This window comes from Arthrobacter sp. MYb23 (assembly GCF_002979775.1).
Lineage (GTDB): Bacteria > Actinomycetota > Actinomycetes > Actinomycetales > Micrococcaceae > Arthrobacter.
In genome coordinates, this window is sequence record NZ_PCPR01000010.1 from 109,484 (window position 1) to 128,276 (window position 18,793).

Below are 18,793 nucleotides of genomic sequence, written 5' to 3' on the forward strand. Positions count from 1 at the left end.
CTCAATGAGGAGATCTTCCATGTCCACTTTCGCCATCAATCGTCGTCAGTTGCTGCAGACCGGGGGCATCGGCGGACTCGCCGTAGCACTGTCAGCAATGTCCTCCGGTGCCGCCCAGGCCGCACCGAAGAAGCAAACCGCGGGTGTCCCATTGATCACCGACCTTGGACCCGCCGTCGTTCAGTTTTCCTTGATGAGTTCGCTGCTGGTGGGTGACACCGTCTACATCGGGTCCCGCAACCTGAACCCGGTACGGGTGATTGGATATCACCTCCCCACGGGCACCATCACGTCACGGACAGACCTCGGCTCCGGGTACAGCATTCAGGCCCTGGCTGCCGACTCCACCGGACGCTACCTGTACGCAGGCGTGCTGCGCGACGGGATGGACGGAAAGCCGAACCTCTACCGCTGGGACCTCAGCACACCGAACGTTCCGGCAGTGGGCGTCGGCGAAACCGGCGACCGCGATATCCGGGCCCTGGCCGTGGCCCCTGATGGCAAGGTCTACGTCGCCGGTGGCGGACAAACCACCAATGCGCCCTCCCTGTGGGAATACGACCCCGCCACGAATGCCATGACCAGCTGGGGAATCCCCGACCCCGGAGCCACCATTGCCCAGGCTGTGGCTGCCACTGCCAGCCATGTGTATTTCGGCACTGGGAGCACACTGGGCGGCGGCAACGGTTCCAGCCCTGCACGCCTCTTCGCATTCGATCGGACCACCAAGACGTCCACCAACATCCTCCCGGCCGATGTGGCCACGGGTGTTTCAGTCACGTCATTGAGCGTGCTGAACGGGCAGCTCGGGGTCGGCGTCAAGGGGCCCGGGAAGTCCGTGCTGATCAACCTGGCCAACCATTCCCAGTACACCGTCATCGCCAAGACCGGTGTTATGTTCAGGCAATTGGGCAACGACGTGTTCTTCGTCAAGGAGCCCGGCGTGTGGTCCTACAACCTGGTCAGCAAGAAGATCACCCAGATTCTCACGGAAGACGTTGGGGCCATGTGGGGCCTGGATGTCTACGGCAACAAGGCCCTCACGGTCTCCTCTTACGACGTCATTGAGATTGACCCTGTGGCGAAGACGGCCGTCAAACATGACCTCACGCAGGCCGGGGCGCCAGGTGGGCCCCAGCTGTGCATGGGCCTCGCTGCGGGCGCCGGGGACGTTTATGTGGGCGGCACCGGAACCATCGCCCGGCACCAACTAGCCACGGACCAGGTGTCCTATCTCCGTGCAACGGGTGAGGCCAAGGACGCCGTGATTGTGGGTGGGATCCTCTACACCGGCCAGTACAACTCGCGGGGAATCTACGCCTACGACCCCACCACAGGGCAGCTCCCCTATCAAGTGGCCGCGCTCCCGGCCGGACAGAACCGTCCCCTGGATGTCTGCTGGGATGCCGTCAACGGCCTGGTCATAGCCGGTGCCCAGAACGATACAGGCGGCGGTGGCTGCTTCGCCGCGTACAACCCGGTGACAACGCAGGTGATCTCCAAGGTCAACCCCATCGATAGTCTGCAGATGGTCCGCGCCGTGGCAACGAAGGATGGAGTGGCCTACCTCGGTGGGGACAACATCTACGCCACCGGCCCGCGAAGCACGGTGGTTGCCTGGGATCCCGTAGCCAACCAGGAGTTGTGGCGCCTGGATCCGGGACAGCCGCAGGGCATCGCAGCAATGGCAATCCACGGCAAATTTCTTTACGGAATGTCCCGCAAAGCTGCCGGTCTGTTCGTCATCGATCTGGACACCCGTCAGGTGGTTCACCGCGGCGACCTCAGCAGCGTGTGCACGGACTTCGGCGCCCTCCAGGTCAGCCGCGGGATCGTGTACGGCGTCTCCGACACCTCGGTGTTCCGCATTGATCCCATCACCTTCGCAGTGTCGGTTGTTGTGGCAGAAATTAACGGCGGCTGGTACAGCGGACCGCACATCACAGCCGACGAGGACGGTCTGCTGTACACACTCCGCGGGCCCAATCTCGTGCGCATTGACGATCAGCAGGCAATGCAGACCATGCGGCGATAGCCTCTCACAACCAAGTGCCCCTCCGGTCCCATGTAAGTAGCAGCAGATGCCGTTCTGAGCCCTCAAAACGGCATCTGCTGCTACCCAGTTGGGCTGGCGGTGAACAATCCCGCCAGCACCGAACATGCGGCGCCACGAGCCAGCGCTACTGGATCTGCAATGGCTGCATCAAACGAGGGAGGGGGAGTATTCGAGTGGTCATATTGGCGCACAAACGCATGCCTGGTCTGCTCGGCAAACGTCCCCAGATCGGCCTCGGGCGCGAAGCCGACCACCACCTGCCCAGGGCCCAGGACCTTTGCCGTGTTCGCCATTCCGATGCCCAGATGCAGGGCGGCGTCGGCAATCAGGCTGGAATCGACGTCGGGGTCTATCTCTCGGTCCTGGCCGCTCCGCTCCAGCTCGCGCTGCATCCCCCACAGGCTGCCGCGGGTCTCAAAGCAATCGTCCGCGCCGCAGTGACAGGGCCTGGCCGGACCTGGTCCGGTGATCGCCCGCGAATGGGCGAAGCCCCCGGCCGCACCGTTGAAGCCGCGCTGGATGCGGCCTTCAATCACGACGGCGGCGCCCAGACTGGTGCCGACGCTGAAGATGAGCATCTCGCGGCCTTTGAAAACGTCGTCGAACAGCAGCCCGCGGGCGTAGGCGTTGACGTAACTGTCAACGATGACCGGTTGCCCGGAAACTTCTTCCAGGAGCACTTGGAACTTGATGTCAGCCCAGCCCATCGCCCCGCTGTGCCGCACCAAGCCACTGGCTTGATCAACCACGCCGGAAACGGCAACACCCACTCCAATAAGCCTGGACTCCAGGTTGTCGGAGGCTGCGCGCACCGCCCGGGCCACGGCCGCTGCCGCTTCGTCCGGGCCCGTGGACGCCAACGGCTCGCTGTGGGTGGCCACCACGTCACCGCGCAAATCCACGACGACGGCGTGGGCCTCCGTAGCGGACAACCTCACCCCCGCCGCGAAAACAGCTTCGCGTCCGAGCTCAAGCAGTCGCGCGGGCCTGCCGCCCGTGCTGGGCGCAATCTCGGTTTCAACCAGCAAGCCGGACTGGATGAGTTTTCCAGTAATCCCTGTGACGCTGGCCGCGCTCAAGCCGGTTTGGACTGTGATTCTGGCCCGGGAGACGGGCGACTGCGTGCGCACAATGTCCAGCACAAGGGCCTCGTTGATCTCGCGGATCAGGGCCTTGCTGCCTGCGCGTGGCTTCATTGCTGGTGGCTCCTGTTGTTGCGCCGCATGGGATCCCACCCATTCTGGCATCCGTAGCTCGGTTGATTTCACATTCTCCATAATACTTACTTTAGTCATTGACAAAAGATATTGGAACTGGCAATCTCAACCCATGAACATCAACAACGGCGTTGCATCGACACCCTCGCCACCCGCCCCCACCCGGCTGAAGATTCTGCTGAGTATCCCGGACGCGGAACGGGCGGCCTTCATCACCCCCGAAACCCGTAATGCCCTCAACGAGCTTGGCGACGTCACCGAAATCGCCCCGGCAGGGCTCCAGTCCTTGGCTGCTTTCGCAGCTGCTGCCGTGGACATGGATGCGTTCATCACCGCTTGGGGATTCCCCCGTCTCGACGCCGAACACGTGGCATCGGCGCCGAATCTCAAGTGTGTTGTCCACGCTGCCTCATCACTGCATGCCCTGGTCAGCGACGCCTTCTGGGCCACCGGCATCCCCATCTCGCAAGCGGGTGCAGCCATGGCCCCGGCTGTCGCGGAGCTTTCGCTGACCTTCACGCTGAACCTGCTGCGCCGTGTCCACCAGCTCGATCACAGCCTCCGCACGGGCGCCAACTGGGAGGACGCACGTAACGTCAGCAGGGCCCGCGAAATCTCAGGTGCCCGTATCGGAGTAGTTGGAGCCTCAAGGACAGGTCGCCGCTACATTGACGCTTGCCTGGCACTTGGCGCCACGGTGTCCGTCTACGACCCCTACATTCCCCAGAGCGATCCCCTCGCGACCAGGTCCGCCTCCTTGCATGACGTGATGGCAAACAGTGACGTGGTTGCGGTTCATGCACCGGCCACCAACGAAACCGAAGGGCTCGTCGGTGCTGCCGAACTCGCTCTGCTTCCGGATGGGGCAGCTTTCGTGAACACGGCGCGCTCCACCATCGTGGACATGGAAGCCCTGTACAAAGAGGTCCACTCAGGCCGGATTGATGCCGCACTGGACGTCTTCGACCAAGAGCCCCTGCCGGCGGACAGCCCCTGGCGTTCGCTGCCGAACGTGCTCCTTACTCCCCACCTGGGCGGAGCCACCATCGACTCCAGACGCAGGGCCGGCGGCATTGTGGTTGACGAACTCCGCCGCTTCATCAGCGGCCAACCCATGGAACACGCCCTCACCCGCACCGACCTCGAACGGATGGGCTGACCGTGCAGAACATTCTCCTGATCCACTGCCACGACCTCGGCCGTTTCCTGGGCACCTACGGAGTGGAAACCGTCTCCACCCCCAATCTGGATGCCTTGGCCGATGAATCAGCACTCTTCGAGCAGGCTTTCGCAACTGCTCCCCACTGCAGCCCGGCCCGGGCCTCACTCTTCACGGGCACCTATCCCCAGACCAACGGTGTCCTCGGGCTGACGCACGAGCCCTTTAGCTGGGATCTCAAAGATCCGAGGGACCACATCGCTCACAGGCTGAAGTCCGTCGGCTACCGAACCGAGCTCGTTGGCGTGCACCACGAATCGCGAGTTTTGGCGGACGACGTTGTGGCCAGCCGGCTCGGTTTCGACCACGCCCGTACGGGAGGTGCGCGGGACGTCGTCGTGGATCGCGCCACTGACGCCTTGCGTCGCATGTCCGGCAGCGACCGGCCCTTCTACCTGCAGGTCGGCTTCACGGAGCCGCACCGGGTGCCCTCCGAAAGGGACCGCCCTGGGGTGATGGGTTTCCTGGCCGACGGCGTGAACCCGGACGTTTCCCTGGGGCACACCGTTCCTGCCCACTTGGTGGACGACGACGGCGCCCGCGAGGAAATCGCCGAGCTCCAAGGCGCGGTGAAGCACATGGATGAGGGCGTGGGCAGCATCCTCGCCGAACTGGATTCCCTGGGCCTTCGCGAACAGACGCTGGTCCTGTTCACCACCGACCATGGGCTTGCGCTGCCCCGCGCAAAATGCACCCTGTACGACGCCGGACTGGGCGTTGCGCTGATGCTTCGCCACCCCGGCAATCCGGCGTGGTCCGGGAGACGCGTAGCGGACATCGTCAGTCACGTCGATGTCCTGCCCACCCTGTTGGACCTGGCAGGACTGCCAACTCCGGACGGCCTCGCCGGGACCACCCTGCGGCCGGCGGTCGAAGCAGGGGAGGCGCCACGCAACCACTGCTTCAGCCAGTTGAGCCACCACACGTATTACGACCCCAAGCGATCAGTGCGGACATCCACGCACAAGCTGATCGTCAACTTCTCCAACGCACCACGCGCCATGGATCCCACCCAATCCTGGATCCACCGCAGCCTGCCGGCAGACCTTGGCGGGCCCACTATAGGGACCAGCCCGGCCGTGGAACTCTACGACCTCGCAGCAGATCCAGAGGAACTGGATAACATCGCCGGCCATCCGGAGCAGTCGGAGATCCTCAGGGATCTCTCCGCAATCCTCTTCGACTGGATGCGGGAATGCGATGATCCCCTCCTCACCGCCCCCGTAGCAGCCAGCCGCCACCACCTCGCGCTCAGCGCCATCCAAGAAGCCACCCTCACCCGAAAGTAGTCACCATGTTCACTCGAAAGATGCGCACCGCCACTTTGGCGACAGCCGCCGTAGTCACCGCCGCTTTGACCCTCACCGCCTGCGGTTCCGCAGGTTCCTCAACGTCCGACGGCGGCCAAGCCAGCGGAAAGGTGACGCTCTGGATGTACCCCGTCATCAAGGACGAGACCGCGAGCAAGAAGTTCTGGCAGGACACTGAGGCAAGCTTCGAGAAGGCCAACCCCGGAATCGACCTGACCATCGAACTCCAGACGTTCGACAAGCGGGACGCCCAGATCTCAGCCGCGCTGGCGGCGGGCTCGGGACCCGACGTCGTCCTCATTACGCCCGACCAGGCAGCCACGTACCGCAACGTGCGCGGGCTGCTGCCGGTGGACAAGGCCGTGGAGCAGGACAAGGACAGCTTCTACCCCGGGACTTTGGAAGCGGCGACGTTCGACAAAGAGGTGTTCGGCGTTCCGTTGTTCCAGAACATCAACACCACCGCGTACAACACCAAGATCTTCGCGGACGCCGGGATTCCACTGCCCAAGACCTGGGACGATCTCCGCAGTGCTGCGCCGGTCTTGGCGGAGAAGGGCATCGCGGTGATGGACTATGCCGGCAGCCCTGAACAAACGTTGAACCTCTCCTTCTATCCCCTCCTGTGGCAGGCAGGCGGCACGGTGTTCACCGACGATGCCAAGGACATTGCCTTCGACTCCGAGGCCGGCGTCTCCGCGTTGCAGTTGCTGATCGACTTGAAGAAACTCGGCGGACTTCCCGCGGATGCCGCCACAGACGGCCCCAAGGTTGAAGGTGCGCCCATCGCCACCGGCAAGGCAGCAATGCGAGCCACCACCTCACTGCCGGAGCTGAAGCAGATGCGCACCGCCCTCGGCGCCGAAAACGTTGCTTTGGGCGCTCCGTTGCAGGGCAAGGTCCAGGCGACCTACGGCAACCCCGGATTGCTCGCACTGACCTCCATCAACAAGAAGGAAAACCGCGAGGCTGCCTACAAGGTGATGAGCTACCTGAGCTCCGCTGAGTCCCAGAAGGCCCTCAACGCCGCTGCCGGCAACCTGCCTACGCGCAGCGATGCCGCAGCCCTTGGCACGGACGCCGACTCACTCGCCATGGCAGAAGCTTTGAAGTCGGCCAACCCCGGTGAACCGTCGCCGGTTGCACGCCAGGTCATGGGTGCCCTTGCACCGAACATCCAGGCAGCGCTTCGTGGAGATGTCACTGCCAAGGAAGCCCTCGATCGTGCCGCCAAAGAAGCCCGTGGCATCCTGCAACGCTCGGCATCCTAAGTCCAGCCCAACCACCGATTGGTCACCCCATGTCTGTAAACACCCGCACCAGAATTAAGCTGGCCGGCCGACATCCAGAGTTGGCCGCACCACCGCTCAAGCCGTTTGGGGCCAAGAAGGCCCGTAACCGGGAGGCGCTGGCCGGCATCCTCTTCGTCCTGCCCACCCTGGTCATTTTCGGTCTGTTCAAATTCCTCCCCATCTTTGGGGCCGGAGCCATGAGCCTGACCGAGTACAGCCTCAACGGCGACTTCGAATTCCTGGGCGCAGAAAACTACACACGGCTGGCTGCTGACCCCAACTTCTGGCAAAGCCTCAGGGTGACGTTCCTCTACGTGGCCATCTTTGTGCCGTTCATCATCGCCGTGTCGCTGGCCGGGGCCGTCCTCCTGGACAAACTGGTCAGGTTCACCGGGACGTTCCGGGCGTTGCTGTTCATTCCGTACCTCAGCTCGTTCGTCATGGCCGGCATCATCTGGACCTGGATCTTCTCCACGGATGGTCCGCTGAATGCAGCATTGGTTGGTCTTGGCATGGGCCCCGTGCCCTTCACCTCCGGACCCCAACTCCTGGTCCTGTTGTCCCTGGCCGTGGTGTCAGTGTGGAAAGGCTTCGGCTACTCCATGCTGATCTTCCTGGCCGGACTCAAAGCCCAGCCCGCGGAAGTCCATGAAGCCGCCCGCATTGACGGGGCCGGCGCCTGGAAATCGTTCTGGTACGTCACACTGCCGCTGCTGAAGCCTGTGGTGTTCTTCGTCCTGGTCATTGAGACGATCGTCGGATTCCAGGTCTTCGACACTATCTACGTCATGACCGGCGGTGGACCCGCCCGGGCCAGCCACAGCCTCATTTACTTCTTGTTCGATGAAGGCTTCAAGTTCTTCGACTTCGGCTATGCCTCGGCCATTGGCGTGGTGTTGTTCGTCATTGTGCTCATCCTGTCGCTCATCCAACAGCGCTTCTTCGAAGGTAAGGACTCCAAGTGACTGCCACCGTTTCCACTCCAGCTGTTGGCGGGCGCCCCGCCAAGGGCGCCGTCCCGGGCCCCGCCGGGCGCAGCCCGCGCCGCAACACCGAGAAACGCCGCCAGCGCACCTTGACCTGGGTGCTTGCGGTCATCTCGCTCTTCACCGTCGCACCCCTGATCGCCGTGGCCGTGCTGGCGCTCTCCCCCGAAGACGCGCCCACCCTGCCCTACGCTTTGCCGTCGTCGCTGACGCTGGACAACATTGTCCGTATCTTCAACGTAGGTGAATTCCCGCTCTGGCTCTGGAACTCGTTCCTGTACTCGGCAGTGTCCGTGGTGGTTGTCCTGCTGACCGCCTCCATGGCCGCCTACGCTTTGGCACGCAAGCGGTTCCCGGGACGGAACGCGCTGCTGTGGGCCATCATCGCCACCATGATGGTTCCCGTTCAGGCAACCCTGATCCCCACCTTCATCCTCATCTCCAAGATGGGCGGAGTGAACACGTTGTGGGGCCTGATCCTGCCCACACTGGCCAACGCCCAGGCGATCTTCCTCATCCGCCAGTTCGTGCGGGACATGCCCGAGGAACTGTTCGACGCCGCCCGCATTGACGGTGCCGGCGAATGGCGGACCTTCTGGCAGATCGTGCTCCCACTGATCAGGCCTGTCCTGGCAACCCTGGCAATCTTCGTCTTCCTGTGGCATTGGAACGATCTCCTGTGGCCCTTGGTAGTGGGGCAGTCGGACGCAGCACGAACGCTCACGGTGGGCTTGGCAACGTTGAACACCGAGACCGCGTCCACGTCCAACGTCATGGCCGCAACACTGGTCAGCTTCATCCCTTGCCTGGTGATCTTCGCCCTCCTGCAGAAGCACATCGTCGCCAGCATCACGCACAGCGGGGTGAAGGGATGACGCTTATTGCGCCCCTCCGTTTCGGACTCATCGGCGTCGACTCCCCGCACGCGCCGTCCTTTACGCGGCTCTTCGGGAATGGCATCGACGGCGTGGTCCCCGGCGGCACGGTGACGCACGCGTGGAAGGGGGAAGCGGCGTCGGACTTTCCCTTGAGCCGTGACCGCATCGACCACTTCGCGGACGAGGTGCGTGGGCTGGGCGTCACCCTGTGCGATTCGCCGGAAGAGGTGGCCGAGGCCTGCGATGCGCTCCTCATCGTGGCCTCGGATTCACGGACCCACCCGCGCTACTTTGAGCGGGTGGTGCGGTTCGGTAAGCCGATCTATGTGGACACCCGCTTCGCCCCCACCCTTGCGGAGGCCCGGAACATGCTCGCCCAGGCGCAGGCCTCCGGAGCCTTGGTCCTGGCTGGTTCCCCCAAGCGGTTCACAGCTGAGTTCCAGGCGGCCCTGTCCGGCGGGCGGCGTCAGTCCGTTACCTTGGATGGCCCCCTGCCTACCCAGCCCGGCCACCCTGGCCTGGCCTGGTACGGCGTGCACCTGGTGGACCTTGCGGTGGCCGCGCTCGGCGCCGGCCCGGCGGCAGTAACGGTCGACGCCGATGGACCTGGAAACGGTTCAGGCTCCACCACCGTGACGGTCTCGTGGGGCGACGGCCGTGAGGCACATCTGGGCGGCGCCGCAGACTGGCACCCCTTCACCACCGGACGCATCGACGCAGGCTCCGAATTTTCCATCGAGGCCCGCGAAGAAATGCTCGTGGGACTCTTGGCAGGCATTGTGACCTCGTGCCGGACGGGCACCCCGAACGTGCCGCTACGGGAAATCCTCAGCATCGTCGCCATCGTGGAAGCGGCCAACAAGAGCCTGGAAGCCGGGCGCTTAGTGACTCTGGGCAGCCAGTAAAAAGGTCAGCCAGAATGTCTGAATTTGTTCGGATGATGGAATTCCGGGTCCTCGGCTGAAACGCTGGATGGAATATCCCGAGGGGCTGCATTTGCGCTGCCGTCCCGGCTATAAGCACGCTCGAACTTAAGGAAACCCATGGCAGAAATCATCATTGTCCGCGACCAAGCCGAGGCTGGAAGTGTGGCCGCGTCGATCTTCGCGAAGCAGATCATCGCCAACCCGGGCACCGTGCTTGGCCTCGCCACCGGCTCCACCCCTCTGTCCACCTATGCAGCTTTGGCGCGGGCAGTCCGTGAAGACCGGATCGATGTTTCCGGCGTCCGTGGCTTCGCCTTGGACGAGTACCTCGGCGTCCCTCCGCAGCACCCGGAAAGCTACCGCTCAGTGATCACCCGCGAGGTGGTGGAACCTCTGGGGCTCACTCCGGATCAGGTGTTCACACCGCGTGGCACGGGCCCGGACATCACCCTGGCCGGCGCGGAGTACGAAGCAATGATCACGGAGGCCGGGGGTATCGACATCCAAATTCTGGGCATCGGTTCCAACGGACATGTGGGTTTCAACGAGCCCGGCTCATCCTTGGCATCGACCACCCGAATCAAGGCGCTGGCCGAACAAACACGCAAGGACAATGCCCGGTTCTTCGGGTCCCTTGAGGAGGTTCCCACCCACTGCATCACCCAAGGCCTGGGCACCATCCTCCGTGCCAGGCAGTTGGTCCTCCTGGCCTTCGGTGCGAACAAAGCGGACGCTGTTGCAGCTGCATTGGAGGGGCCGGTCTCGTCAGCCGTCCCGGGCTCGGTCATTCAACAGCACGCGCGGGCTACGGTGATCATCGACGAGGACGCCGCCGCAAAGCTGGCTCATGCCGAGTACTACCGGCACGCCTGGCGGTCGGCGCAGGACCTGAATGCCGTAGCTTTCTAGGCGGGCCAGCTTGGTTCCCGACTCGCAAGAGGAGCTTGACTGACGGCAAACAGAAGCGTTCGACGGCGGGTGGGCAGCCGCCGTCGAACGCTTCTGTTTTAGCCGCGCAGGTCGGTCCCTTGGCAGGGGTTAGTCAAAGTGCTCCCCCGGTCCGCCTTCTCCTTAATTGATGTCAGTGCTCGGAGTTTACGCAGCAGCTTATGGGCAACTCGAAGAGATCCCGTGGAGTCCCTGCGATCCGTTATTGCCCTTGGGCAGCCAGGAGACGTGAGTCCAGCAGTCCTGCCGCGACTGCCGGAGCGAGCCCGGGAGCCAGCGGAAGCCGCGGAACTACCAGGCAGTGCCACAAGTGATAAATGTCAGCCTTGCCAGACCAGACGGTGGACGCGACGTTGCCGTGCTCATCCAACTCCTGTTTCCAGGAACCGTGCTCGTAGTCGATGAACCAGTCCCGTGCGTGGTCCCAGATTCGCTCGTACCACTCCGCGTATTCTTCGTCTCCCGTTGCCATGTACAGCGCGGCCGCGCCCCCGATTGCTTCCACCGGCACCCAGCGAATGCGGGACGTGACAATGGGATTGCCCTCCCAATCAACGGAGTAAACAAAACCAGGATGGCCGTCCGGCTCCCATGCGTCACGGATCGCAGCTGCGAAAAGGCCCTGCGCGTCTTCCATCAGCCACTCAGGAACGTCCATGGTGCGAGCCTCCAGACCGGCTCGGAGGTGCAACAGGAGCCTGGCCCACTCAACCCAGTGGCCAGGCGTGCCACCATAGGCGCGGAATTGGCTGGCCCGGTCATCGGTGTTGTACTCCGGAATCGGGTTCCATTCAGGGTCGAAGTGCTCGAACACCCGGTAGTTGTTATTACGCGCAAACTTGTGGATGAGCACCTCAGCGATATGGAGTGCCCGCTCAATCCAGCGGTTTTCGCCGGTCACGTCGGCCACAATGAGGTAGGCCTCAACAGAGTGCATACTGGCGTTCCCGCCACGGTAGGCCTCGGATTCCGTGAACTCCCGGTTCCACGAGTCGAAGCACATATTGGCTTCATGGTCCCAAAACTTCGAGTCGGCGATGTGCAAGGCTTCGTCCAGCAACTGCTGGGCACCGGGCCGTCGGGCTGCGACGGCACTCGCCGCGGCCAGGAGCACGAACGAATGCTGATATCCGGACTTTGTGTCATTCACTGGGCCGTTTTCGTCCACCTCCGCGTACCATCCACCAAATTCGTGGTCACGGAAGACTCCATTGAGAGCGGCTATGCCATGGTCCACCATGGACGCGGCACCCGGACGCCCCATCAACGCCGCAACAGCAAAACTATGGACCATACGGGCGGTGATCCAGAGATGGGTGGGCTTGTCAGCCATGACCTTTCCGTAGTTGTCGAGCCAGCCAAAGCCCGTGGGGACCTTCGAGCCGGAGGCGAAATTGATGAGCCGGTCTGTTTCAGCTTCGAGCCAACGTGCGTGAGCGGCGCTGTTCAACCACGTCATGTGAATCTCCTCAATAATGTGCGGCCACCAGAGGTAAGGCCTGTTCTTATGCTAATCCTTGGTGATTGAATTCCACCAGATAAAGTTTGTTTTCAAACAATCAAGTGCTAAAGCGAGGCCCCATGCGAAGGCCGGGGGACATGCCTACAGTCCTGTGCCGCGAAATTAGTAGCGACAACGCGTCGGGCAGTGGCCCGCTTCGGGGAACGTTAAGACCCGCAGGTATCAGCGGGGTCAGTGAGTCATTCAGCGACGATCAAACGAACGTTGGAAGCGGACAATGCCGCAGCTACTTCACGGGGCGGCGGCGCGTCGGTGACAAGAATGTCTACAGCCTCGAAGGAAGCCAACCGGGCCAGCGCGTACCGAAGCATCTTCTGGTGGGTCGCGACCACCACAACCTGCTCCGCCGAACCCATCAGCGCCAACTTCGTTGCCCGTTCCACATCCCGCTCAATGTAGAAGCCTTCATCATGGATTCCGCTCACCCCAATGAAAGCCGTCTTGGCCCGAAGCCCTTGGACGGCGTTGACCGTCATGGGTCCATTGAACGCCTGGCTATCCAGCAACAGTTCACCGCCCAGGCAAATGGTCCGGGCGGACGTGAGCTGCAAGCACCGTTGTATGGCAGGAGCGGAGTGGGTGATGATGGTGCCCATGAAAGCGGCCGGGAGCTCCTGGGCGATCTGGTAGGTAGTGGTTCCAGCGTCCAGGATAATCGCATCGCGCTCCGAGATCAGGTCCACACAGGCCTTCGCAACCCTCTGCTTCGCGTCGGCGTCTTCCCGGACGCGTGCCGCGAAATCAGCATTCTGGCCGTGGCCTTCAATGGCACTGACGCCGCCATGAACCACCTTGACCAGTCCAAGCTTGGACAATGCACGCGTGTCGCGGCGGACCGTCATGTCCGACACGTCGAAAGTACCGGCAAGATCTGCGGTGGAAAGGAATCCCCGCCTGCCAAGCTCGTCCAGAATGGTTTGCTGCCGCGGTGTCAGCGGCGCCTCTTCTCGTGCGATGCTCATGGCTTCCCCTCTTTTGACGCCCCCCGGACCGATCATCGGTGTGGGAAAGTGTTGTAATTCCAACACAATCTTACTTACTTCTGCGCACCAACATGGGTTGCGAGGAGTTCAATGGGGCGGCCCTCCACGATGGAGCGCTCCGCCGCCAGGCCCATCCGCACGGATTGGAGACCATCCGCGACCGTCACATCTACAGGTCCTTCGCCCAGAATGGCTTTCCGGTAGCCAAGGTGCTCGTAGTACGTCGAACCGTGGTGGGCGCCGGCAGCCAGGACCGCTTCATCCACGGGAACTTCATGCTTCTCCGGGCCCAGCGGCGAACGTGGGCTGAACTCGACAGTCGCTTCGCTTTCATCTCCCTCAATCCAGTGGTTGGCGGCGACGGGGATCAGCGTTTCAATCTTGGCTGCGTCACCCACAATGGAGATTCGTTCCTGGAACTTGGACCCTTCGGCGAACATGGACAGCTCAAGCATGGCGCGGCGTCCGCCCTTGAAGTCCACGATCACGTAAGCGTTGTCCACCATGTCCGAGACGCGGCCGTCGTACACCTCGTCCATGTGGTTGACGTCGTGTCCACCGCTGGCAAACACACGGCTGGGTTCGTCTTGCAGGATCAGGCGCATGAGATCGAAGAAGTGGCAGCACTTTTCCACCAAAGTCCCGCCAGTGCGCTCGGCGAACCTGTTCCAGGCGTCCACTTTGTGCAGGAACGGGAAGCGGTGTTCAACGATCGAGAGCATATGGATGTTGCCAAGCTTGCCACTGTGTGCAGCCTGAATGATTTCCTGCACTGGAGGCATGTACCGGTACTCCATTGCTACCCAGATGGGTGCCGCATAACCAGCTGCAAGAGTCTCCAGTTCATCGGCCTGGTCCGCGCTGGTGCACACCGGCTTCTCCACCAGGATGGGCAGGTTGGTGCCGCTGGCAAAGATGTCCTTCAGGATTCCCAGGTGCGTGTCGTTGGGGCTGGCGATAACCAAAGCGTCCACAAGACCTGATGCCAGCAGATCGTGGTGCGAGGAGTAGGTCTGCACTTCGTAGCCAATTTCACGCGAGGTCTCTTCAAGGGAGGAATCAGTGGGGTCAGAAACTGCGGTGATTCGGCTTCCCGGAATCAGTGCGAGGTTCCGCACGTGCTCGCGGGCCATATGGCCGGCGCCGATAAGTCCATAGCGAATGGTTTGGACCGTTTCTCCAGAAGGCAATGACATGAACTGCTCCGTTTCTCAGCGTTGAGTGAAGGGGATCGACGTTGCATCCCGAACATCACTATACCGAATGTGTTGTTTTTCACACATAGCGTGTGTATATTTTTTCACTACCAGCCCAACTACAACGAGGTGGAACGTGCCCCAACCGTCATCCGGAACCCTGCTTTTCGTCGGGTGTGCCACTTTGGACTCCATCGCTCTCGTACAGGAATACCCTGCCGCCGACAGCCGGACCGTAGCCAACGACTTCGCTACGGCAGGTGGCGGACCTGCAGCCACGGCCGCTGTGGCTGCAGCCCGAGCCGGCGCCAAGGTTGCTTTTGCCGGCGTTCTTGGTACGGACGAAGAAGGCGACCGGATCATCACCGGCCTCGAGGCCGAAGGCGTGGACACGTCTGCTGTCATCCGTGACCCTCATGTCAACACAGGCGCGAGCATCATTATTGTCAGCACGGCGAGCGAAAGCCGGGCGATCGTGACCCGACCTGTACCGCCGATCCACTTTCCTGCCGGCAGCCGCTTTCATGAACTCTTGCACACTGCTGACTGGGTCCATGTGGATCACTTGGGCTGGAACGCAATAACTAAGGTGACCGGCCTTCGGATCAGCGTGGATGCCGGAAACCCGATCCCATCCTTCAGCCCACAGGGCGTTGAGCTGTACGTTCCCACCATCGAACGCCTGCAGGCCATGTACGGAGTAGATCTCAAACCTGAAGACCTCGTGCAAAGGGCCATTGAAGACGGCGCTTCAACCGTGGTTGCCACTGCAGGGTCGGAGGGAGCCTGGGGCCTTGAACGGGGCGGCATCCCCTTCCACATCCCCGCGACCCCCGCCAACATCATCTCTACGCTCGGCGCCGGTGACGTTTACCACGGCGCCATCCTCGCGGCCGTCGCTGCAGGACTTCCGCTCGCAGAGGCTGCGTCGTTCGCAGGCCGTACTGCCACGGCTTCCTGCGCTGGCCTGGATGGGCGTTCCATGATCCCCCGCGAGACCATCACCTCTGTCCTTACCGCTAATCCCACCCTCTAGCTGAAAGAAGCAGCCCATGAGCAACACAGACCTTTCCTCCCTCCAGCGCCCGTCCGGTGCGTTCGCCATGCTCGCCGTCGACCAGCGCGAAGCCATGCGAAACATGTTCGCCGAGCACACAGATCAAGCCGTCACTGACGAGGACCTCCGCGACTTCAAACTCGCAGCTGCCCGTATCCTCACTCCTTACGCTTCCGGCGTCCTCATTGACCGCCAGTTCGCTCTTGATGCGGCCATCGAAGCGAAAGTGGTTGCCCCGGGCTGCGGGCTCATCGCTTCCGCCGACCATTTTGAGTCCGCCCACGGAGAGCTTGTGGGCGAAGTGACAATAGACAAACTGGTTGATCCCAAGAAGTACGCAGCATTGGGCGTCACAGCACTCAAACTGCTGGTCCTCTACCGCCCGGACGAAGCTCCCGAAGGTCGCGTAGCGATGGTCCGCGAATTCGTGGAAAGCTGCAAATCGGCCGGGCTCATCAGCATTATCGAACCCGTTTCCCGTAAGCCACTGGCTGGAGGCGACTTCGACTGGAACGCCGGCATTCTGGCCGCCGCCAAGGAACTGGGCAATCTTGGAGCGGATCTCTACAAAGCCGAGGTCCCCTTCAAGGGCCAGGCCTCCGAAGCCGAAGTTCGTGCAGCTTGCGCCGAGCTCACCCAGGCCATCAACGGTCCATGGGTAGTGCTTTCTTCGGGCGTACCGGAAGACATCTTCCCTGACGCCGTCCGGTGGGCTTGCTTGGAAGGTGCCAGCGGGTTCCTGTCCGGACGCGCAGTTTGGGCGTCCTGCATCGGATCCCCGGATGTCATCGAATCCTTGTCCACGGACGCAGTCGAACGTTTGCAGCGGCTCTGCGCAGTGGTGGACGAAGTGGTCTCTGCACAGCGAACCACCGCCTGATCCTTCCGGGCATCGTGGGTGCCCCTCCCCGATTTCCCAATAACTAGGCACAGCAACACTCAATGAGGAGATTATTGTGAGTCAGATTTCACGCAGGCAGGCCATGGCCGTTCTCGGAGCTCTGGGTTTTGGCGCAACCGCCGCAGCATGCGCAGGACCGGGCGGTTCCACAGCCCCGGGTGGCGCTACGGGTCCGGCCGCTCCTGCCACCGGCGATATCACCGGGAGGGTGTCCTTCGCCCACTGGCGCGGCGAGGACAAGGCAGTATTCGACGAGCTCATCAAACGCTTCGCAGCGAAGAACAGCGGCGTAGAGGTGGTTCAGGATATCTCCACTTCCAACGACTACAACGCGCAGGGTTTGCAAAAGGTCCGGGGCGCGGCCATCGGTGACGCTTTTGCCACCTTCCGCGGGGCGCAGTTCAACAACTTCAGTGAAGCCGGGATCTACACGGAGCTGAAGAACAGCAAAGCCGTTGGCAACTACCAGAAGGGCCTGCTGACGGCCGGACAGTCCGGGGACAGCCAACTAGGCCTGCCCTATCAGGTGGTCTTCCCCATGCCAATGGCCAATACGGACCTCTTTAATAAAGCCGGTGCGGAACTGACCCCAAAGGACTGGGACGCGTTCCTGGGCATGTGCGAAAAACTTGCCGCGTCCGGCGTCGTGCCCATCTCATGGCCCGGTGGCGATGTGGGAAATGGTGGTCAGCTGTTCAACTGCATGATCGCCAACAACGCCCCCGTGGATGACATGTGTTCGCAGATCGAGCAGGGCGAGCTCAAGTGCACGGACGACTGGTTCATCAAGATGTTGAACCAGTACAAGGATCTGGTCCCCTACCTTCAGCCCAATGCCACCGGCACTGCCGTGGAGCCAGCGCAGAACCTGTTCTCCCAAGGCAAAGCTGCCATGCTGGCCACTGGTTCGTACCACATCGCAGCCGTCCGGAACCTGGGTGCGACGTTCCCCATCGAACTGGTCTTCCCCAACACGTCCACGGATGGCAACGCCAAGTTTGAGGGCGTCTACAACGCCACGTTCATCCTGGGCGTGAATTCCGCGAGCAAGAACCAGGCGGCGTCGGCAGCATGGATTGATTTCCTTTCCGAACCTGAGAACGCCGGCTATTACGCCAATGAGACGGCGCAGCATGTGTCCGTCAAGGATGTTGAGTACACCAACGCGGACCTCAAGCGTTTGAGTCCGTGGCTGGACAAGAAGACTGCCTTGGCCGCCCGGTTCCAGTTCCAGAACCTGGACGTCCGGAACGCTGTCGAGGCCAGTGCTACGGCGGTCATCTCGGGCTCAAGCCCCGAGCAAGCAGCTGAAGCAGCCCAGAAGATTGTTGACGAACGGCTATGAGCACCCATACCGGAATGGCTGCCAAGCGGAAGGCGCCGGAAAACACCATCGAAGCTGCGTCGAAGAAGCGCCGCTCCCCTACCCGTGTGAACCCTGCTCTGTACTTGTTCCCGCTGCCGGCGGTTGCCATCATCGCTTTCTTCCTGGTGATGCCTACACTGCAGGCTTTCCAGTACGCCGTCACGGACTGGAACGGGTTCTCGGCCGCCTTCAACTACGTGGGCGTGGACAATTTCGTCCGGGCATTCACCAAGGATTCACTGTTCACCAACGCCCTGACCAACAACCTGAAGTTCGTTTTGCTGGTGGTCATCGCACAAACTGTGTTCTCGTTGCTGCTGGCGCTGCTGCTGACAAAGAATTCCCGGGGAAACGTGGTGCTTCGTGCCTTGTTCTTCTTCCCCACCATCCTGTCATCGGTGTCTGTGGCCTTCATCTGGAAGTTCATCTACGATCCCAATTTCGGTCTCGCCAACTCTGCTCTTGGCGCCATCGGCCTAGAAGGCCTTCAGGGCTCATACCTCGGCAACAATTCCCAAGCGCTGTACTGGGTTGCTGTGACGCAAGTGTGGTTCCACGCAGGCCAAATGATGGTGGTTTACATCGCCGGCCTCCAGTCCATTCCGCGCGAACTGTACGAAGCGGCCGAGATGGACGGTGCCAACAAATGGCAGCAGTTCAAGTCCATCACCTGGCCGTTCGTTGCCCCGGCCACGTCCATCGTGGTCGCCTACACCACGGTCCAGTCGTTCAAGGCCTTTGACCTGATCCTGGGTATCGCGGGCAACCCTCCCAAAGGGTCCCTGGACATTCTCTCCACCCGCATCTACAGCACTTTCGCCAACTCGGAGTTCGGATATGCCGCCGCCCAGTCAATCATCTTCATGGGGATGATCGCCTTGGTCACCTGGCTGCAGCGCCGGTTGCTCCGTCTGACCCCGAAGGGGGAATGACAGC

The 18,793-nt window shown here is 62.0% G+C and carries 16 protein-coding genes; 12 read left to right on the top strand and 4 right to left on the bottom strand.

Going from position 1 to position 18,793, the window contains the following annotated elements:
- The first annotated feature begins 19 nt into the window (after nt 1-19).
- The gene (locus tag CQ020_RS12505) at nt 20-2,035 is read left to right on the top strand and encodes a hypothetical protein (protein ID WP_105692141.1); all 2,016 of its coding nucleotides are present in this window, start codon (nt 20-22) and stop codon (nt 2,033-2,035) included.
- An 80-nt stretch (nt 2,036-2,115) separates the two neighbouring features.
- Here CQ020_RS12505 and CQ020_RS12510 read toward each other — a convergent pair whose 3' ends face one another.
- Nucleotides 2,116-3,252 (bottom strand): ROK family protein, encoded by a 1,137-nt coding sequence (locus CQ020_RS12510; RefSeq protein WP_105692142.1) that lies wholly within the window; start codon nt 3,250-3,252, stop codon nt 2,116-2,118.
- A gap of 133 nt (nt 3,253-3,385) precedes the next feature.
- Here CQ020_RS12510 and CQ020_RS12515 point away from each other — a divergent pair, with 133 nt between their 5' ends.
- From CQ020_RS12515 to CQ020_RS12545, 7 genes are all read left to right on the top strand, one after another.
- Complete coding sequence (locus CQ020_RS12515; RefSeq protein ID WP_105692143.1) at nt 3,386-4,432, top strand: hydroxyacid dehydrogenase; 1,047 nt, start codon at nt 3,386-3,388, stop codon at nt 4,430-4,432.
- A 2-nt stretch (nt 4,433-4,434) separates the two neighbouring features.
- Complete coding sequence (locus tag CQ020_RS12520) at nt 4,435-5,781, top strand: sulfatase (RefSeq protein ID WP_105692144.1); 1,347 nt, start codon at nt 4,435-4,437, stop codon at nt 5,779-5,781.
- Between the two features lie 5 nt (nt 5,782-5,786).
- Entirely contained in the window at nt 5,787-7,073 is a 1,287-nt protein-coding gene (locus CQ020_RS12525) for an extracellular solute-binding protein (protein WP_024818263.1), read from the top strand.
- A 29-nt stretch (nt 7,074-7,102) separates the two neighbouring features.
- The gene (locus CQ020_RS12530) at nt 7,103-8,059 is read left to right on the top strand and encodes a carbohydrate ABC transporter permease (protein WP_105568098.1); all 957 of its coding nucleotides are present in this window, start codon (nt 7,103-7,105) and stop codon (nt 8,057-8,059) included.
- A complete protein-coding gene (locus CQ020_RS12535) occupies nt 8,056-8,955 on the top strand; it encodes a carbohydrate ABC transporter permease (RefSeq protein WP_258141865.1) in 900 nt (299 codons plus the stop codon). The genes CQ020_RS12530 and CQ020_RS12535 overlap by 4 nt, the downstream gene beginning before the upstream one ends.
- Nucleotides 8,952-9,863, top strand: coding sequence for a Gfo/Idh/MocA family protein (locus CQ020_RS12540; protein WP_105692145.1), 912 nt, complete (start codon nt 8,952-8,954; stop codon nt 9,861-9,863). The genes CQ020_RS12535 and CQ020_RS12540 overlap by 4 nt, the downstream gene beginning before the upstream one ends.
- Before the next feature lie 138 nt (nt 9,864-10,001).
- On the top strand, nt 10,002-10,793 hold the full coding sequence (locus CQ020_RS12545; protein ID WP_105568083.1) for a glucosamine-6-phosphate deaminase: 792 nt from the start codon (nt 10,002-10,004) through the stop codon (nt 10,791-10,793).
- 241 nt (nt 10,794-11,034) lie between these two features.
- Here the strand turns inward: CQ020_RS12545 and CQ020_RS12550 are convergent, their stop codons facing one another.
- The 3 genes from CQ020_RS12550 to CQ020_RS12560 form a co-directional block, all read right to left on the bottom strand.
- Nucleotides 11,035-12,291: an AGE family epimerase/isomerase gene (locus tag CQ020_RS12550; protein WP_105568082.1), complete on the bottom strand. Its 1,257-nt coding sequence runs from the start codon at nt 12,289-12,291 to the stop codon at nt 11,035-11,037.
- Nucleotides 12,292-12,533: 242 nt separating this feature from the next.
- Entirely contained in the window at nt 12,534-13,316 is a 783-nt protein-coding gene (locus CQ020_RS12555; protein WP_024818269.1) for a DeoR/GlpR family DNA-binding transcription regulator, read from the bottom strand.
- A 74-nt stretch (nt 13,317-13,390) separates the two neighbouring features.
- Nucleotides 13,391-14,533, bottom strand: coding sequence for a Gfo/Idh/MocA family protein (locus CQ020_RS12560; protein WP_105692146.1), 1,143 nt, complete (start codon nt 14,531-14,533; stop codon nt 13,391-13,393).
- Between the two features lie 136 nt (nt 14,534-14,669).
- Here CQ020_RS12560 and CQ020_RS12565 point away from each other — a divergent pair, with 136 nt between their 5' ends.
- The 4 genes from CQ020_RS12565 (at nt 14,670) to CQ020_RS12580 (ending at nt 18,789) form a co-directional block, all read left to right on the top strand.
- Entirely contained in the window at nt 14,670-15,569 is a 900-nt protein-coding gene (locus CQ020_RS12565) for a carbohydrate kinase family protein (protein ID WP_105692147.1), read from the top strand.
- A gap of 16 nt (nt 15,570-15,585) precedes the next feature.
- Nucleotides 15,586-16,470, top strand: coding sequence for an aldolase (locus CQ020_RS12570; RefSeq protein ID WP_105692148.1), 885 nt, complete (start codon nt 15,586-15,588; stop codon nt 16,468-16,470).
- A gap of 76 nt (nt 16,471-16,546) precedes the next feature.
- The gene (locus CQ020_RS12575) at nt 16,547-17,836 is read left to right on the top strand and encodes an ABC transporter substrate-binding protein (RefSeq protein ID WP_105692149.1); all 1,290 of its coding nucleotides are present in this window, start codon (nt 16,547-16,549) and stop codon (nt 17,834-17,836) included.
- Nucleotides 17,833-18,789, top strand: coding sequence for a carbohydrate ABC transporter permease (locus tag CQ020_RS12580; RefSeq protein WP_105692150.1), 957 nt, complete (start codon nt 17,833-17,835; stop codon nt 18,787-18,789). The genes CQ020_RS12575 and CQ020_RS12580 overlap by 4 nt, the downstream gene beginning before the upstream one ends.
- Nucleotides 18,790-18,793: the final 4 nt, after the last annotated feature.

What these genes read in the sequence shown, in the direction of transcription:
- CQ020_RS12505 (WP_105692141.1), top strand. Translation starts at nt 20, where the DNA reads ATGTCCACTTTCGCCATCAATCGTCGTCAGTTGCTGCAGACCGGGGGC.
- CQ020_RS12545 (WP_105568083.1), top strand. Translation starts at nt 10,002, where the DNA reads ATGGCAGAAATCATCATTGTCCGCGACCAAGCCGAGGCTGGAAGTGTG.
- CQ020_RS12515 (WP_105692143.1), top strand. Translation starts at nt 3,386, where the DNA reads ATGAACATCAACAACGGCGTTGCATCGACACCCTCGCCACCCGCCCCC.
- CQ020_RS12570 (WP_105692148.1), top strand. Translation starts at nt 15,586, where the DNA reads ATGAGCAACACAGACCTTTCCTCCCTCCAGCGCCCGTCCGGTGCGTTC.
- CQ020_RS12525 (WP_024818263.1), top strand. Translation starts at nt 5,787, where the DNA reads ATGTTCACTCGAAAGATGCGCACCGCCACTTTGGCGACAGCCGCCGTA.
- CQ020_RS12580 (WP_105692150.1), top strand. Translation starts at nt 17,833, where the DNA reads ATGAGCACCCATACCGGAATGGCTGCCAAGCGGAAGGCGCCGGAAAAC.
- CQ020_RS12530 (WP_105568098.1), top strand. Translation starts at nt 7,103, where the DNA reads ATGTCTGTAAACACCCGCACCAGAATTAAGCTGGCCGGCCGACATCCA.
- CQ020_RS12550 (WP_105568082.1), bottom strand. Translation starts at nt 12,291, where the DNA reads ATGACGTGGTTGAACAGCGCCGCTCACGCACGTTGGCTCGAAGCTGAA.
- CQ020_RS12560 (WP_105692146.1), bottom strand. Translation starts at nt 14,533, where the DNA reads ATGTCATTGCCTTCTGGAGAAACGGTCCAAACCATTCGCTATGGACTT.
- CQ020_RS12555 (WP_024818269.1), bottom strand. Translation starts at nt 13,316, where the DNA reads ATGAGCATCGCACGAGAAGAGGCGCCGCTGACACCGCGGCAGCAAACC.
- CQ020_RS12510 (WP_105692142.1), bottom strand. Translation starts at nt 3,252, where the DNA reads ATGAAGCCACGCGCAGGCAGCAAGGCCCTGATCCGCGAGATCAACGAG.
- CQ020_RS12540 (WP_105692145.1), top strand. Translation starts at nt 8,952, where the DNA reads ATGACGCTTATTGCGCCCCTCCGTTTCGGACTCATCGGCGTCGACTCC.